This is a genomic window from Geofilum sp. OHC36d9 (assembly GCF_052400685.1).
Taxonomy (GTDB): Bacteria; Bacteroidota; Bacteroidia; order Bacteroidales; family Marinilabiliaceae; genus CAZHHH01.
The window spans coordinates 112462-128063 of the sequence record NZ_JBQTGJ010000002.1; the positions used below are offsets into that span (position 1 = coordinate 112462).

Sequence of the window (15602 nt, forward strand, 5' to 3'; positions counted from 1 at the left end):
ACGTAACGCAGATGCAGCAACGCTCGCGCCTTTTTTTAACACATTAAAATACAACACAGAATGAAAAAATTATTGCTTGGCTTGGCTTTTATTGGCCTGATGGCCTCCTGTTCCACTAACAGTTATAAAATTAACGGTACACTTGAAGATGGTGTTTCGGGCAAAGTATTCCTGAAAAAAATAGCCATGCAAGGCGTTGAAGAAGTTGATACGGCCGACGTTGTTGAAGGAAAATTCGCTTTCGAAGGAAGTGCTGAATATCCTGAACTGTACCTTTTATTCTTCGAAGATCAGAAAAAACCATTTGCCTTCTTCCTCGAAAACGGTACAATTAGCATCACCGGGAAATCAGATAGCCTGGATGAAGCTAAAATAGAAGGCTCAAAGATGGCCGATCTTTTCGCAAAATTTAACGACGACGTACCTCATCAGGACAAAGTAGAGTCGATGCGTAATGAATTTATGACCGCTCAGCAAAATGGCGATCAGGCTACCATGCAGAGTCTGATGGCTGACATGCAGACGATCATTCAGGAACAACAGGACTACTACCGCGACTTTGTTAAAGCTAACAGCACCAATGCTGTAGGTGCATTTTTAGCACTTAACATGGCACAGGCATTGTCGTACGATGAGTTGGACTCATTGCTTACGTCATTAAAAACCAATCTGGGCGATCATCCTTATGTTGCGCAACTGGAACAAATCATGGAACCCATGAAAGCACAACAGGAAGCAGAAGCTAAACTGGCCATTGGAGAAGCTGCTCCCGGCTTTACCCTTACCGATATCAACGGCAAAGAAGTAACACTCGAAAGCCTGCGCGGTAAATATGTATTACTGGACTTCTGGGCCAGCTGGTGTCGCCCTTGTCGCATGGAAAATCCAAATCTGGTAAAAGCCTATGAACAATTTGGCGGCGACAATTTCGAAATTGTCAGTATCTCTCTCGACAAAGCCGAGGAAGACTGGAAAAAAGCCGTTGAAGAAGACAAATTATCATGGACATTGCTTCACGACGCCGACGGTGCCATTGCCAACAACTATGCTGTACAAAGCATCCCCAGCACCTGGTTACTCGACAAAGAAGGCGTGATCATTGAAAAACAACTTCGCGGTGAAGAACTGGCCACAAAACTGGACAGTCTGCTCGGCGCCAAATAAGTCTAAACAGAGTTCGTCTAAAAAGTCCAGCTTCTACGGTATGGACTGACACTAAATAATATTGAAACCAGCTCAAGAGCGAAAAGACACTACTTAAACAGTGACTTTTCGCTCTTCTGTTTTAATTAGTGGCAAAACTCAGCGGCAATCATTACTTTTACATCAATTTTTACAATACAAATAACCATGAGCACCTCTCTCGCAGATACCATTCGTCAGTTAGCCATCCAATACTACAACGACACTGTTGAGCTACGCCGTCATCTGCACCAAAATCCGGAATTATCATTTGAAGAAGAAACGACGTCTCAATTTATACAACAGCAACTCACAAAGCTGGATATACCTTTTAAATCAGGCGTTGCCGGAACGGGTATTATAGCAACCCTTACGGGAAAAAGCGACAAAGGCAGAGTCATAGGGCTGCGTGCCGACATGGATGCATTGCCCATCTCCGAAAACACTCAGCTACCCTATCAATCACTAAATAAAGGGGTGATGCACGCCTGTGGTCATGATGCCCATACGGCCTCATTACTTGCGACGGCCCGCATACTCAAAGAGCTGCAAAACCAATGGACCGGCACTCTTTTATTCATCTTTCAACCCGGCGAGGAGAAATTCCCGGGCGGAGCGTCCCTGCTTCTGAAAGAAGGCGCCCTGGACCATCCAAGACCCGAACTCATACTTGGACAGCACGTGTTACCCGAAATGAAAAGCGGCCATGCCGGTTTCAAAAAAGGAATGTACATGGCTTCGGGCGATGAAGTTCATCTCACCATTAAAGGTAAAGGCGGACATGCTGCCATGCCACACAACCTCAACGACACCGTTTTAGCGGCCTGTCAGGTCGTTGTAGCTCTGCAACAAATCGTGAGCCGCATTGTGCCTGCCACCATACCAGCCGTTCTTTCCTTTGGCCGGATAGTGGGTAATGGTGCCACCAATGTAATCCCGGAAAAAGTTGAGCTGTCGGGCACCCTTCGTATCATGGACGAAAACTGGCGCGCTGTTGTGAAGGATAAAATAAGACACATCGCCACCACCACGGCCAGCAGTTTTGGCTGCCAATGCGAAGTCGACATCAAAGACGGCTATCCCATGGTTTACAACAACGAAGCGGTTACCGGGCAGGCACAAAAATGGGCCCGCGAATACCTTGGCGACGAAAACGTTGAAGAGATGAGTCTTCGTATGACAGCCGAAGACTTCGGCTATTACACACGCGAATTTCCTTGTACATTTTATCGCTTTGGGGTAAAACAACCCGATGGCGACACCGGCGGACTGCACACCCCACAATTCAATCTCCATGAGCAATCGCTGGAAACCTCAAGCGGACTGATGGCCTGGCTGGCTCTCAATTTCTTAAAAACAGACCAGACTACCTATTAAACAAACCAGACTGCAACATCAGACCATATATGTAGTGCCTGCAAAGAATCCCCTCGTTTTTGAGTCTTTGATAAGATATCGTCAAAGACAAGACTTTATAAATTTTTGAAACCAAGTAGTTTACTCATTATAAATGACTGTTTCAAAAACAAGAATAACGCAGTATTTGGCCTTTTCTTGCAAAGACTATGTATAATTTATATCCCGTACAAATTAACTCTTTTTGTCCCAAATGATTTTTTATAATAAAAAAAGAGGATAATTTTGTCAGAATAAAATCTTTAAATAAAAAAAACAATGGCATACGTAATTAGTGATGACTGCATTGCTTGCGGTACATGTATTGATGAGTGTCCTGTAGAAGCTATCAGCGAAGGCGATATCTATAAAATTGATCCGGAAGCCTGTACTGATTGTGGCACTTGCGCAGATGTTTGTCCTACTGAGGCTATACATCCTGCTTAAGCAAATAATAAAAAAACCGCTGAAAAACTTCAGCGGTTTTTTTATATAAATAAGATGCCTTAGGCAATAAATACCCTGTCCAGCAATTCATCGTGCGGTTCGCAGGGCACTTTATCAACCAGTTGAACAGAAAAGCCAACCCCGGCCTTTTCAGCCTGATGAAGCTGAGGCAGCAATCGGTCATAAAATCCTTTGCCACGGCCCAATCGGCTCCCCGCCTTATCAAAGGCCACCCCGGGCACCAATACCATGTCCACTTTACCATAATCGGCATACACCTCCCCGGTTGGTTCCGGTATTCCAAAACGCATCCCTTCGGTTAAAGAAGCCACCCCTTCAAAACAACGTAACAAAAGATGATCATCGACCACGCAAGGCAGTAACCATGTCTTATCTTCCCGTTTAAGAATTAACGATCGCAAATCAACCTCATCGGCCATTGGCCAGTATGCCAACACCACCCCTGCATTCCGGAAGCTTTCAGAGGACTCAATCTGATTGGCCAGATACAAACTTTCGGTCTGTCTTTTACGGACAGACAAAACATTTTTCTTTGCGGCAATTACACGCCGCAAAGCCTCTTTTTGTTGTGACAACGTCATTTCTATAACCATAATACAATTATTTAATAAACTATGGCTGGTAACCGGCTTGCGTAAACAAAGCCTGTCCGTCGCTCATTTGCATAAGTTGAGGTAGTGTCACTTCATCATGTTTTTCCATAAATGAAGTAACGATTTTCAAACCGAAATAATTACCGACACGCCCCGGTGATTCCTGTCCGAAATAATAAGTAAACGGTGCATCACCCACATAACGCTGCACGGTCATCCGATCATTTGAAAACAGATGTTTCTTTTCAACTAATGTTGCCCACATTATCGACTCATTGTCTTCGGCCCATTTCAGCTGCTGCTGGGTATAATCAAACAACAAAGAATCGGGTAAACCGGGTACCATTTTTTTCACATAATAGAGTATTTTACCATTATAAACCATCTGATTTAACAGGTTATCCACCGAATCGTTATACACATAATTTGAGATGGCAATGGCCTTCATGACATCGGGCACCACTTTCGCGGGCTGCATACCCCGCCTCAAATACAACGGTACAGACAGCCATTCATAAAAGATACAATCAGCACCCAGATATTTCTCGGCACTCACCGACACCCACGATGAATCAATAACCACCGATTGGTTAAACCCTGAAATATGCAGGTAAACATGAGGAATTATCGCATTGGGAAAATAATACTTCTGATATTTAAAGGCTTGTTCCAATTGCGTTTTCAGCCACGCATCGTCTCCAAACACATCCCTGACACTGTCAATCACTTCCCGGTTGGGTTCATAGGCCAAAAAACGTTTCATTCGTTCGGGATAATTCTCATCATCGGGATCGCCTGCGCCTACAATAGCCATGCTGTAAGCCCTGAAATAATCGCCATATTTCTCCTTTATAAAAGGCAATCGTTCCTCAAGACTATCTGCCGAAAATGAAAATAAATCTTCATAAAAATCCGTCAGATTTACCTCAACATTAACATGATCGACATTGGGCGCGACATTTTTACGCCAGCATCCTACAAAAGACATCAAGATTAAACTCCCTAAAAACAAACGTGTTATTCGTTTCATGCTATCACTTTTAAAAATACGTTTCCCAGAGTCTGCCTAATATGTATTAAGCTACTCTTATTAATTTTTTAACGCTCGTTCACCGTACTTGCACAAAAGTCCATCATCAGCGTAATTATCGGACTCCGGAGGAGTCCTGACAATTCAATAAATCAATAAAAACCGCGAACCTTTTTTATTAGCGACTAAAGATAAAAAAAATGAGTGTCGGTTATTTAACCCGACGTACAAAACAAAATTTTAATTCGCCGACAGCTAATTCCAACAGCTCAAACACCAGATTTTCATTCAATTTAAACAACGACTGAACCGCTATCATTTTATATTTGCTCCCAAACAAATGATATGTCTCAGACCATTACACATAATTTTAACAGATTTTAAAGACGAAAGGCACATAACAATATCACATTCAATGTAAAAAAAACTATTTTTGAGGCTACTACTCAATTTTATGCCGATAATAAAATAAAGTAGGCTTAACCTCCAAAAAACAATATAAAATGAAAAATGCAGCTATTATTTTAATTGCCCTGATGGCAACACAATATATATATAGTCAGGATTCAGGGCGTACGCGCTTTACATTTGTGGCGACCCCTCAAATTTCATGGATGAAATCGGACCACGAAATGGTAGATCAAAAGACCTCACGGTTCGGATATAATTTTGGCGTTATGATGGATAATTTCTTTGGTGAGAACTATGCTTTCACCACAGGACTTACAATAAACACTACCGGAGGCAAGTTAAATTATAAGTACGAAGATGCGCAGAACAACTATAGTCAAACCTACCAGCTGAAGTATCTTGAAATACCTTTGGGTTTAAAACTTAGATCGGCCGACTTACGCCGCATGAATATATATGGTCGTTTTGGTCTGTCGCCACAAATCAACATTCAGGCAAACGACAATAATGACAAATCCATCAGCGACGAAATCCGGTTATTTGAATTAGGCTACCATCTGGGTGGCGGTATAGAATATGCCATCAACAGCAGCAATGCGCTCATGTTTGGTCTCCTTTTCAACAATGGATTTACCGACATAACCAAAAACGAAGACTTTGACGATAAAGCCATTTTAAACCGATTTGTGTTTGAGGTCGGCTTCATCTTTTGAACCATATAAGAGCAACAACAATGAAGATAGCACTGGCACAACTAAATTACAAAATTGGCGATTTTGAAGCCAATGCCACCAAAATAATAAAGACAATCAAAGACGCTAAGGATAAAGGCGCTGATCTGGTCCTTTTCTCCGAGCTGGCAGTGTGCGGCTATCCGCCGTTAGACCTCCTCAATAGCGGTGACTTTGTGAATCGAACCATCGAAACCATTCATCAAATAGCCCAAGAATGTGTCCGGATAGCCGCCATCGTAGGCGGTCCGTCACTCAATCCGGGTACCAAAGGCAAACAACTGTACAACTCGGCCTGGCTGTTACAGGATGGTAAAGCAACCCCCGCCGTTCACAAAACATTGTTACCCACCTACGATGTCTTCGATGAATACAGATATTTCCAACCCAATGAAACCTTTAATGTGATAAACTTCAAAGGGCAACGTCTGGCCATTACAATCTGCGAAGACATTTGGGACGACCGGCCGGTGGAACACAAATTTGACCGCAATCATCTGTATACCCTATCACCCATGCAAAAGCTGGCCGCACTGAAACCCGATATGGTCATCAATATTGCCGCCTCCCCGTTCTCACACCATCAACATGCCATCCGCCAGCAGGTCATCTGCAAAAAAGCCGCTCAATACCACCTCCCGGTATACTATGTGAACCAAACAGGGGCCAACACCGAACTGATATTTGATGGCGGATCAATGGTCATTAATTCCAAAGGAGAAGTAACACACCGGTTAGAATTCTTTAAAGAAGAACTTTATTTCACCAACACCAATGAGAGGCCCAAACAATCGGAACAGCGCCATCCCGAAGAAATAGATTTAATTCACCGTGCCCTGGTAACAGGTGTCAGAGATTATTTTTCCAAGTCAGGACTAAAAAAAGCCATACTGGGCTTATCCGGGGGGCTGGATTCGGCCGTAACAGCTGCCATTGCCGTGGCTGCACTGGGAAAAGAAAATGTACATGGCATTTTAATGCCGTCGCAATACAGCAGTGACCACAGTATTACCGATGCGCGCGATTTAGCCAACAATCTAGGCATTTCACACGAAATAATTCCCATTAAAACCATCTTCGAACAATTTAAAACAGCACTTGAGCAAACCTTTACCGGTAAAGAGGAAGATGTAACCGAAGAAAATATACAGGCACGCATCAGGGGGACATTGGTAATGGCTTATTCCAATAAATTTGGAAACATACTCCTCAACACCACCAATAAAAGTGAAGCTGCCGTTGGATATGGCACACTCTACGGCGATATGAACGGCGGCCTGAGCGTATTGGGCGACGTTTATAAAACGCTGGTATTTAACCTGGCGCACTTTATCAATAAGGAACGGGAAATAATACCCAACAACACCATTATAAAACCACCATCGGCTGAGTTGCGTCCCGACCAAAAAGACAGTGATTCGTTACCGGAATATGAAATTCTCGATGCCATCCTGTTCAGATATATCGAACAAAACAAATCACTAAATGAAATCGTTGCCGACGGTTTTGATGAACCCACAGTCACCAAAACCCTGAAAATGGTAAACCGAAACGAACACAAACGGTTTCAGGCACCGCCTATTTTAAGAATCACCACCAAAGCCTTTGGTTTTGGACGAAGAATACCAATCGTATCAAAAATAAACCCATAACCTCTAAACAGAGTCTGTCTATAAGTCAACTTCTGCGTTACGCTTGCTCTCAAAATGGTCATTTACGGGAGTAAACTCACATTTTTCGAGCTGCGCAAGCCTTGAACTTGAACTTTATAGCTCAAACTCCCGACTTTTATGGACAGGCACTAAATAGTGCTTGCAGATACGAAGTAATTTCCGAAACCCTCTATTAAATAACCATTTACACAACATCTGTTTGAAACAATAATATTTTTGCTAATTTTGAGTGTTTTACAACAGTGTTTTATAGCATAATCATTCAACAAATAATGAAAAAAGGATTGTTTCCGGAACCAACGATAAAAGATATCTCCATCATTTATAGTGTATTAACACCTAAAGAGAAAGAATTTCTTGAAGAAAATCATAACGTTGCAAAATTTCGAAAGAACCAGATCATATACCAGGAAGGAGAAAGCCCTACCGGTCTATTGTGCCTTGGTGCCGGGAAAGCCAAAATTTTCAAGGAAGGCATTGGCGGACGCGACCAGATTGTGAGAATGGCCAAAGCACCCGGGCTAATTGGTTACAGGGCCTTATTTGCAGACGAGCCACACATTGCTTCTGCGGTTGTCATTGATCCATGTACCATTTTCGAAATACCCAAAGAGGTAATCGACCAACTAATGAGCACCAACAATCACTTGTGCATGAACATCATCAATGCCTTTGCATCAGAGCTGGGATTTTCGCGATATCGCACTGTTACATTAACACAAAAACACATCAGAGGCCGGTTAGCTGAGAGCCTGATGTTACTTCGTGACATCTATGGCTTCGAAAAAGACAATTCAACCCTCAATATTTATTTGTCGCGCGAAGATCTGGCTAATTTCTCAAATATGACGACCTCCAACGCGATCCGAACTCTCACCAATTTCGTGAAAGAAAATGTGATAGCCGTAGATGGTCGTATCATCCGCATTTTGGATGAAAATCAACTTGAACGAATTTCTAAATTAGGTTAAATAATAAAATATGAAAAATAAAAAGACCATCGCACTCGTGGCTCACGATAATAGAAAAAAAGATTTAATTGAATGGGTGGCCTGGAATTGGAAAGAGCTAACAGACCACGACCTGGTTTGCACCGGAACGACAGGAAAGCTGGTTCAGGAAGCCATGCACACCAAGACTGAAGAACATGGTGTTATAGCACCAAAAATAACCCGTTTAAAATCAGGTCCATTGGGAGGTGACCAGCAACTGGGAGCCATGATCAGCGAAGGAAAAATAGATTTGTTAATATTTTTCTGGGATCCAATGCAGCCCCAACCACATGATGTTGATGTAAAAGCACTGATGCGCATCTCAACACTCTATAACATTCCAATGGCTGCAAACAGGGCAACAGCCGACTTCATTATATCGTCAAAACTGTTTCACCACGAATACAATCCCATAATAAAAGACTATTCAGAATATATTAAAAGAACCGTTAACCTATAAGTTAACGGTTTTTTCATTCTCTAAAATAAACCCTCTTCACCCGGCGACTGATACCTGTTAAAACTTCATAGGGAATCGTATTTAATTTATCTGATAAAACGGTAACCGGGTAATCATCCCCAAAAATGACAACCTCATCACCTTCAAGCACATTACCATTACTAACATCAATCATACAAGTATCCATACAAATATTACCGATGATGGGATAGAGCCGTCCGTTTATCAGCACCTCACCTACGCCATTACTCAGATGCCTGTTTAAGCCATCGGCATATCCAACCGGTATAACCGCCAGCTTTCCGCCGGCCTGAATAAATCCCTTACGGCCATACCCCACCGTAGCATCGTCATGAACCGTACGAATTTGTGACACATAGGATTTTAACGTAACCACATTCTGCATTTGCGCATCATTAATGGCGCTCAAGCCATACATGCCGATGCCTATTCGCACCATTTCATACTGACTTTCTGAAAAGCGTTCAATACCGGCCGAATTTAAAATGTGGCGAATAAAAGAATATCCCAACACAGTTTTCAGATAAGTGGTAAACCGATCGAAAACATCAATCTGCCGACGCGTAAAATCATCGTGTTTCACGTCATCGCTACCCACCAGATGCGAAAATACCGACCGAACCTTTAAATGCGGCATCGCCTTAATCTGACGTGCCAATTCATCGGCATCAGACGACTCAAAACCAAAACGATTCATTCCCGTATCGAGCTTTATATGAACAGACGCTTCAGAAACCCCACTTTCGCGCACCGCCTTTTCAAAGGCCTTCAGCACCTTAAAGCTATACACTTCAGGCTCCAGGCCATATTCCAGCATCTGTCCAAACGTCTTCATCTCAGGGTTCATCACAATGATGGGTAATGTAATCCCGGCCCGCCGCAGTTCCATCCCCTCATCGGCGAAAGCCACGCCCAAATAATCAACCTTATGGTACTGTAAGGCAGCTGCAATTTCATACGAACCACTCCCATAACTAAAGGCCTTTACCATAGCCAAAACCTTGGTATTATGATTGAGATGCTGCCTGAAAACATTCAAATTACTAATAAGGGCATCCAGATTTACCTCCATAACAGTGCAATGCTGCTTCTGCTCAAGCAAATCACTCACCCTCTCAAACGCAAACGAACGCGCCCCTTTTATAAGGATGGCCTCATTGCGAAAAGAAAAACCAGGCAAAGCTGCCAACAATTCATCCGTGGATCTAAAAAAACGATCACCTGGTCTGAAGCTGGCTTGATAATTAATAATATGGTCACCCACGCCAATAAGCCGATCTATTTTACGGCTTTGAAGTAACCCGGCTACACGAGGATATAATAACGAATCGGTATAACCGGTCTGCAACATGTCAGATAACACAACCGTTCGGCTCATCGACTTTTTCCGGCCTTGCTGGTCCAAAAAATCGAGCGCTATCTCCAACGACGTAAAATCGGAATTATAACTATCATTAATAATTAAGCAATTATTGAGCCCCTCCTTACGTTCCATACGCATCGCAACGGGTTCTAATGTGGCCACACGCTGAGCTATTAAAGATTCATTATAGCCTCGGAACAGCATAAATAGCACCACCGGCATTACGTTCTCCAGCGACACAAAATCAGAAAAAGGAATTTCTACTTCAAAGCTTTTCCCTTTCCATTGAAAATTCAAAACTTCCCCCGAAGAGAGCAATCTCAGATCTGACTCAGGATGACGTCCCCAGGTAAAACATGTTTTATCCGGCCAACGGGCCATCACGGCTTCATGAATAAGTTGAGCATCCCGGCTATAAAACAAAACCTCCACATCATCAAATAGTCCAAGCTTTTCGTTCAGTATCGACGATTGAGATTCAAAATTTTCAAGATGCGCCGTTCCAATATTTGTAATCAGCCCCAATGTGGGTTGAATGATCTCTTTGAGCCGGGACATTTCACCCTTACGGCTTATGCCAGCCTCAAACACCGCCAATCGATGTCTGGACTTTAACTGCCAAACCGAAAGGGGCACCCCTATCTGACTATTATAGCTACGAGGCGACCGCACCATCGGCACATCGTCATTTAAAGCCTGCGCCAGCCATTCCTTCACAATGGTTTTACCATTACTCCCGGTAATAGCCAACACCTGCGGATGGTACTGTTGTCGATGAAATGCAGCCACATCCTGCAAAGCCTTAAGCGTATCATCAACCAAAATCCAGCCGGCGTCAGTCATCCCGGATGCCGGCTTATAAGACCGGTCGACCACAAAAAAACGCACCCCTTTACTATATAACTCAGGGATATAATAGTGACCATTATTCTGACCTCCTTTAAGGGCAAAGAATAGAGCCCCCTCCGGCTCGAATACCAGCCGGCTGTCAAAAAATAATCGTAAAACTTTTGATGAACTATCACCCAACAAGGTGCCACCCGACATCTGTGCTATTTCCGAAAGTAAATACCCCGTTTCCATTTCAATTATAGCTATTACTGTTTTCCTCCTGTTAACTGATGATAGCAGGCACGACAAACCGCCTCATACGACTCGCCTGCCCCCACCTCGACCAATCTATCACTACCTTTAAGCCGATACGAATAATGAGCCAGATCACCACATCGTACACAAATAGCATGCACTTTAGTAACATATTCAGCACAAGCCATGAGGTCAGGCATTGGGCCAAAAGGTTTGCCCTTAAAATCCATATCGAGCCCTGCCACAATCACACGCACCCCCTGACTTGCCAGGGTATTACAAACAGCAGTAAGGCCGGAATCAAAAAACTGTGCTTCGTCAACGCCTATCACATCGGTATCGGCATTCAACAATAAAATATTCCCCGACGACTCAACCGTGGTGCACCGTATGCTGTTGGCATCATGCGACACCACCTCTTCTTCGCTGTAACGATTGTCAACCAACGGTTTAAAAATTTCCACCCGCTGTCGGGCTATTCGTGCGCGACGAAGACGACGAAGCAGCTCCTCCGTTTTACCGGAAAACATTGAGCCGGAAATGACTTCAATCCAGCCCTGCTTTTTATTCTTATCAGAACGACTTTCCAAAAACATGTGACTAATTTTGAACAGGATAACTGTTAATAACTATCTGTAACTGTAAACAAAAATATCTTAATTCACCAAAAAATAAAATGCGTGTTAAAATGGATAAGACTTAGAATATTCAATTTGGGATTACTTCCAAACAGAAATATTTCAATTAAAAAAGTCTTTTCGTAAAGGATGGATGGGACTCTTCTGTTTGCAATTTACAGGTGTGTTTTTCATTTTGCGCAAACATGTTAGTTTCATTCACTACCTTTGCAAAGGTAAAGAAAATGGTTGTCAACTTGATATTATGGAAAAAGAAGCATTAATAAAAATCGTCCTCCAGGACATCAAAGAATTGGAAACGCTGGTATCGACCTTTAGCGGGACAGAAAATATACCGGCTGTATATATTCAACTGGCCCAAAGTAAAACCAAGGTAATACAGGATGAATTAAGTTTAATAAACACCCTTGAGCCATCCACTTCAACAAGCAAGGAAAAAATAATTCCGACACCCGAAAACAAAAAAACGCCTGAAGAAACAGTTCCGGAAGCAGAAAACGAGATCCAATCCGAACCGGCACCACCAAAAGAGGCTCCCAAACCTCAGGCTAAGACTACGGCACCCATTACCATCGAAAGTCATGAAGAAGAGGTTGCCGTTCCAAAAGAAACCAACATCGTTGAATCCGCTGATGAGCAACCCGGTGAGAAGGCAAAAACGCCCGCTCCTGCGCCAGCATCCTCAGTCAGGCAAGCTGTGATTGGAGAGGTATTGGGTAAAAATAACAAATCAGTGCTTGATATACTCGCAGACCAAAAGAAAAGCAGCGATCAGGCTTACCAGCCGTCGGTGCCCGATTTACGTAAAGCAATAGGCATAAACGACCGGTTTCTGTTTCAGCGGGAGCTGTTCAAAGGCAGCGCAGAACTATACAACCAAACACTTGACCAGCTAAATTCGATGCAGGATTTAGGTTCTGCGCTATCATTTCTCAAGACCAATTTTAATTGGGACACGACCTCCGAAACATACGAAATGTTCATAAAAACGGTAAAACGCCGATTTAAAAACGATTAACCATGAGCAAACTAATTCTGGTTCCGACGCCCATAGGCAACCTGGAGGATATCACGCTACGAGCCCTTAGAACCCTCAAAGAAGTCGATTTCATCCTGGCCGAAGACACACGAACGACCGGTTTTTTATTAAAGCATTACGAAATTAGCACCAAAATGGTGTCGCATCATAAATTTAATGAGCATGCCACTGTTGAACGGGTAGCACAACGCATTGCAGCCGGAGAGAAAGCGGCTCTGGTAACCGATGCCGGGACACCGGGCATTTCAGACCCTGGCTATCTGCTGGTAAAACAATGCATCGACAACAACATCGAAGTGGAATGTTTGCCCGGCGCCTCAGCCCTGATACCTGCCATTGCTGTGGCGGGATTGGCCAACGACCGTTTTGCTTTCGAAGGATTTTTGCCCCCCAAAAAAGGTCGTCAGAAAAAATTTTTATCGCTGCAGGAAGAAACACGCACCATGATATTCTACGAATCGCCCCACCGGTTGGTCAAGACATTGACACAATGTGTGGAATTTTTCACCGCCGACCGCCAGGCCGCTGTTTGTCGGGAGTTGACGAAGATTCACGAAGAAATAAAGCGTGGAACTGTGGAGGAATTAATGCAGTACTACATGGAGAATCCGCCCAAAGGAGAGATTGTGCTGGTAGTTGAGGGCGTTCATAAATAAAAAACAACCACCAAAAGCCACTTATAACTAACCAAATAGGAAAAATATATTTTCATATTTTTGACTATCGTATTCATTCGGTATCTATCTTTGGCGTGAAATTGGATGCACCTCTTTCGTACGAGATGAAAGCGGTATTAAACCCAAAATCTCAATACCTATAAAATAATAGAAAACTATGAAACATTTATTTTTACTTCTGCTGGTTGTTCCTGTGTTATGGCAATGCACCACAGGCCCATCGGCTAAACAATTACAGGCAACCAATGACTCATTACAATCGGTAACAGCTGAAAAGGATTCACAAATGAATTATCTGGTTCAGACATTGGGCGATATTGAAGAAAACCTGCGCACAATAAAAGAAAAAGAAAAGATTATTTCGGTACAATCCAACGACGACGAAACAGCCCCGACAAGCAGTGAAAGCATCAATAAAGACATACACATGATCTACGATTTGATGCTTCAAAACAAAGAAAAAGTTCAGCAGCTCGAAAGTCGTTTGAAACGATCCGGCGCCGATAACAAAGATTTCAAAAAACTAATTGAAAGCTTAAATGAACAGTTACGGGCCAAAACTGAAGAAATCATTTTGTTACAAGAAGAGCTTCAAAAGAAAAACATCCAAATTGATGAACTAAACTATGAAGTAATGGATTTGAGTTCGCGCGTTGACTCCGTTCAAAAAGTCAGCGAAGCAACACGTAGCCAACTGGAAGCAACAACCACCGAGGCCAACACAGCCTATTACGCCATTGGGACACGCAAAGAACTCAAAGACAAAAATATTGTCACCAAAGAAGGATTTCTGTTTTTTGGTAACAATAAAATTTTGAAAGATGATTTCGAAAAAGAATACTTTACGCGGATCGACATTCGCGACAACCAAGAGATTGAACTCTTCAGAACCAAAGCGACTATTTTGACGTCGCATCCGAGCTCATCATACGAACTCACCAAATCGGATGATGGCAATCTGATCCTAAAAATCAGCGACGTAGCCTCATTCTGGAGTATCTCCAACTATTTGGTGGTGGAAGTCCAATAAACGCTCTAAACCTCCTCTTTATACCTCACACGGAAATGACGGTTTTTTATAACCGCCGTTTCCGTGTTTTATATTTAAAAAACGAATCAATATGCTGAAGTACAAACATCTATTTTTTGATTTAGACCATACCTTATGGGATTTTGCAACAAACGAAAAACATACGCTTTCCCATTTATTTATTAAATACAAATTGGATCAATACTTTGAAAATTTTGAATCTTTTTTAGAAACGTATCAACCCATCAATGAAAATTTATGGTTACAATACCGAAATCGTGAAGTCACAAAAAAATACCTGAGTGTAAACCGTTTTCATCACACATTTCTGACCAAAGGACTAAATGATTCGGCCATGGCCGAACAATTTGGAAACGACTTTATAGCCATAAATGCCACCCAGACGACACTGGTACCTCATACCATTGAAGTATTAAACTATCTGAAAAAGAAATACACACTGCACATCATAACCAACGGCTTTGTAGAAACCCAATATGTAAAACTGAATGGCAGTGGACTCAGTTCCTATTTCAATAAAATATTTATTTCGGAGCAAGTGGGGCATCAAAAACCCAAACGGGCTTTTTTTGAGTATGCCGTAAAAAGTTGTAATGCCCGCAAATCAGAGAGTCTGGTTATCGGCGATAATCTGGAAGCCGATATCATAGGCGCCAAAGAATTTGGTCTCGATCAGGTATTCTTCAACCCGAATGGTACAATACATCAGGAAAAAATAACCAAAGAAATCCGCTCACTCAAAGAATTAATGCAATGGTTATAGCAAGCGTGTGAAATACAAAAAACATCTTT

General features: G+C 42.6%; 15 protein-coding genes. 11 read left to right on the top strand and 4 right to left on the bottom strand.

Annotation, left to right across the window (positions count from 1 at the left end):
- Positions 1-60: 60 nt before the first annotated feature.
- The 3 genes from ACT3CD_RS03330 to ACT3CD_RS03340 all read left to right on the top strand — a co-directional run bounded on the left by ACT3CD_RS03330 (position 61) and on the right by ACT3CD_RS03340 (position 3024).
- On the top strand, positions 61-1164 hold the full coding sequence (locus ACT3CD_RS03330; RefSeq protein ID WP_444642927.1) for a redoxin domain-containing protein: 1104 nt from the start codon (positions 61-63) through the stop codon (positions 1162-1164).
- Positions 1165-1350: 186 nt separating this feature from the next.
- A complete protein-coding gene (locus tag ACT3CD_RS03335; RefSeq protein ID WP_444642929.1) occupies positions 1351-2559 on the top strand; it encodes a M20 metallopeptidase family protein in 1209 nt (402 codons plus the stop codon).
- Between the two features lie 297 nt (positions 2560-2856).
- Complete coding sequence (locus ACT3CD_RS03340; RefSeq protein ID WP_444642931.1) at positions 2857-3024, top strand: DUF362 domain-containing protein; 168 nt, start codon at positions 2857-2859, stop codon at positions 3022-3024.
- A 59-nt stretch (positions 3025-3083) separates the two neighbouring features.
- On the opposite strand, the gene ACT3CD_RS03345 is transcribed toward ACT3CD_RS03340, so the two are convergent.
- Together ACT3CD_RS03345 and gldB are read right to left on the bottom strand one after the other, a co-directional pair.
- Positions 3084-3638, bottom strand: coding sequence for a 5-formyltetrahydrofolate cyclo-ligase (locus ACT3CD_RS03345; protein ID WP_444642933.1), 555 nt, complete (start codon positions 3636-3638; stop codon positions 3084-3086).
- A 19-nt stretch (positions 3639-3657) separates the two neighbouring features.
- A complete protein-coding gene (gene gldB / locus ACT3CD_RS03350) occupies positions 3658-4668 on the bottom strand; it encodes a gliding motility lipoprotein GldB (RefSeq protein ID WP_444642935.1) in 1011 nt (336 codons plus the stop codon).
- A gap of 503 nt (positions 4669-5171) precedes the next feature.
- Here gldB and ACT3CD_RS03355 point away from each other — a divergent pair.
- The 4 genes from ACT3CD_RS03355 to ACT3CD_RS03370 all read left to right on the top strand — a co-directional run bounded on the left by ACT3CD_RS03355 (position 5172) and on the right by ACT3CD_RS03370 (position 8935).
- Positions 5172-5792, top strand: a complete 621-nt coding sequence (locus tag ACT3CD_RS03355; RefSeq protein WP_444642937.1) for a porin family protein — start codon at positions 5172-5174, stop codon at positions 5790-5792.
- 20 nt (positions 5793-5812) lie between these two features.
- Positions 5813-7462, top strand: a complete 1650-nt coding sequence (locus tag ACT3CD_RS03360) for an NAD+ synthase (protein WP_444642939.1) — start codon at positions 5813-5815, stop codon at positions 7460-7462.
- A 293-nt stretch (positions 7463-7755) separates the two neighbouring features.
- Positions 7756-8454 carry a Crp/Fnr family transcriptional regulator gene (locus tag ACT3CD_RS03365; RefSeq protein WP_444642941.1) on the top strand — a complete coding sequence of 233 codons (699 nt, stop codon included), beginning with the start codon at positions 7756-7758 and terminating at the stop codon, positions 8452-8454.
- A 10-nt stretch (positions 8455-8464) separates the two neighbouring features.
- Positions 8465-8935 carry a methylglyoxal synthase gene (locus ACT3CD_RS03370; protein WP_444642943.1) on the top strand — a complete coding sequence of 157 codons (471 nt, stop codon included), beginning with the start codon at positions 8465-8467 and terminating at the stop codon, positions 8933-8935.
- A gap of 13 nt (positions 8936-8948) precedes the next feature.
- On the opposite strand, the gene ACT3CD_RS03375 is transcribed toward ACT3CD_RS03370, so the two are convergent.
- Positions 8949-11402: a bifunctional UDP-N-acetylmuramoyl-tripeptide:D-alanyl-D-alanine ligase/alanine racemase gene (locus tag ACT3CD_RS03375; RefSeq protein ID WP_444642945.1), complete on the bottom strand. Its 2454-nt coding sequence runs from the start codon at positions 11400-11402 to the stop codon at positions 8949-8951.
- Between the two features lie 14 nt (positions 11403-11416).
- A complete protein-coding gene (locus ACT3CD_RS03380; protein WP_444642947.1) occupies positions 11417-12001 on the bottom strand; it encodes a thymidine kinase in 585 nt (194 codons plus the stop codon).
- A gap of 286 nt (positions 12002-12287) precedes the next feature.
- Here ACT3CD_RS03380 and ACT3CD_RS03385 point away from each other — a divergent pair, with 286 nt between their 5' ends.
- From ACT3CD_RS03385 to ACT3CD_RS03400, 4 genes are all read left to right on the top strand, one after another.
- The gene (locus ACT3CD_RS03385; RefSeq protein ID WP_444642949.1) at positions 12288-13061 is read left to right on the top strand and encodes a hypothetical protein; all 774 of its coding nucleotides are present in this window, start codon (positions 12288-12290) and stop codon (positions 13059-13061) included.
- A 2-nt stretch (positions 13062-13063) separates the two neighbouring features.
- On the top strand, positions 13064-13738 hold the full coding sequence (rsmI, locus tag ACT3CD_RS03390) for a 16S rRNA (cytidine(1402)-2'-O)-methyltransferase (RefSeq protein WP_444642951.1): 675 nt from the start codon (positions 13064-13066) through the stop codon (positions 13736-13738).
- Positions 13739-13916: 178 nt separating this feature from the next.
- On the top strand, positions 13917-14789 hold the full coding sequence (locus ACT3CD_RS03395) for a Cbp1 family collagen-binding glycoprotein adhesin (RefSeq protein WP_444642953.1): 873 nt from the start codon (positions 13917-13919) through the stop codon (positions 14787-14789).
- 91 nt (positions 14790-14880) lie between these two features.
- Positions 14881-15573 (top strand): YjjG family noncanonical pyrimidine nucleotidase, encoded by a 693-nt coding sequence (locus ACT3CD_RS03400; RefSeq protein ID WP_444642955.1) that lies wholly within the window; start codon positions 14881-14883, stop codon positions 15571-15573.
- Positions 15574-15602: the final 29 nt, after the last annotated feature.

Coding starts and splice junctions, on each gene's coding strand:
- ACT3CD_RS03340 (WP_444642931.1), top strand. CDS start 2,857: ATGGCATACGTAATTAGTGATGACTGCATTGCTTGCGGTACATGTATT.
- ACT3CD_RS03375 (WP_444642945.1), bottom strand. CDS start 11,402: ATGGAAACGGGGTATTTACTTTCGGAAATAGCACAGATGTCGGGTGGC.
- ACT3CD_RS03335 (WP_444642929.1), top strand. CDS start 1,351: ATGAGCACCTCTCTCGCAGATACCATTCGTCAGTTAGCCATCCAATAC.
- ACT3CD_RS03360 (WP_444642939.1), top strand. CDS start 5,813: ATGAAGATAGCACTGGCACAACTAAATTACAAAATTGGCGATTTTGAA.
- ACT3CD_RS03385 (WP_444642949.1), top strand. CDS start 12,288: ATGGAAAAAGAAGCATTAATAAAAATCGTCCTCCAGGACATCAAAGAA.
- ACT3CD_RS03345 (WP_444642933.1), bottom strand. CDS start 3,638: ATGGTTATAGAAATGACGTTGTCACAACAAAAAGAGGCTTTGCGGCGT.
- ACT3CD_RS03355 (WP_444642937.1), top strand. CDS start 5,172: ATGAAAAATGCAGCTATTATTTTAATTGCCCTGATGGCAACACAATAT.
- ACT3CD_RS03370 (WP_444642943.1), top strand. CDS start 8,465: ATGAAAAATAAAAAGACCATCGCACTCGTGGCTCACGATAATAGAAAA.
- ACT3CD_RS03330 (WP_444642927.1), top strand. CDS start 61: ATGAAAAAATTATTGCTTGGCTTGGCTTTTATTGGCCTGATGGCCTCC.
- ACT3CD_RS03395 (WP_444642953.1), top strand. CDS start 13,917: ATGAAACATTTATTTTTACTTCTGCTGGTTGTTCCTGTGTTATGGCAA.
- ACT3CD_RS03380 (WP_444642947.1), bottom strand. CDS start 12,001: ATGTTTTTGGAAAGTCGTTCTGATAAGAATAAAAAGCAGGGCTGGATT.
- rsmI (WP_444642951.1), top strand. CDS start 13,064: ATGAGCAAACTAATTCTGGTTCCGACGCCCATAGGCAACCTGGAGGAT.
- ACT3CD_RS03400 (WP_444642955.1), top strand. CDS start 14,881: ATGCTGAAGTACAAACATCTATTTTTTGATTTAGACCATACCTTATGG.
- ACT3CD_RS03365 (WP_444642941.1), top strand. CDS start 7,756: ATGAAAAAAGGATTGTTTCCGGAACCAACGATAAAAGATATCTCCATC.
- gldB (WP_444642935.1), bottom strand. CDS start 4,668: ATGAAACGAATAACACGTTTGTTTTTAGGGAGTTTAATCTTGATGTCT.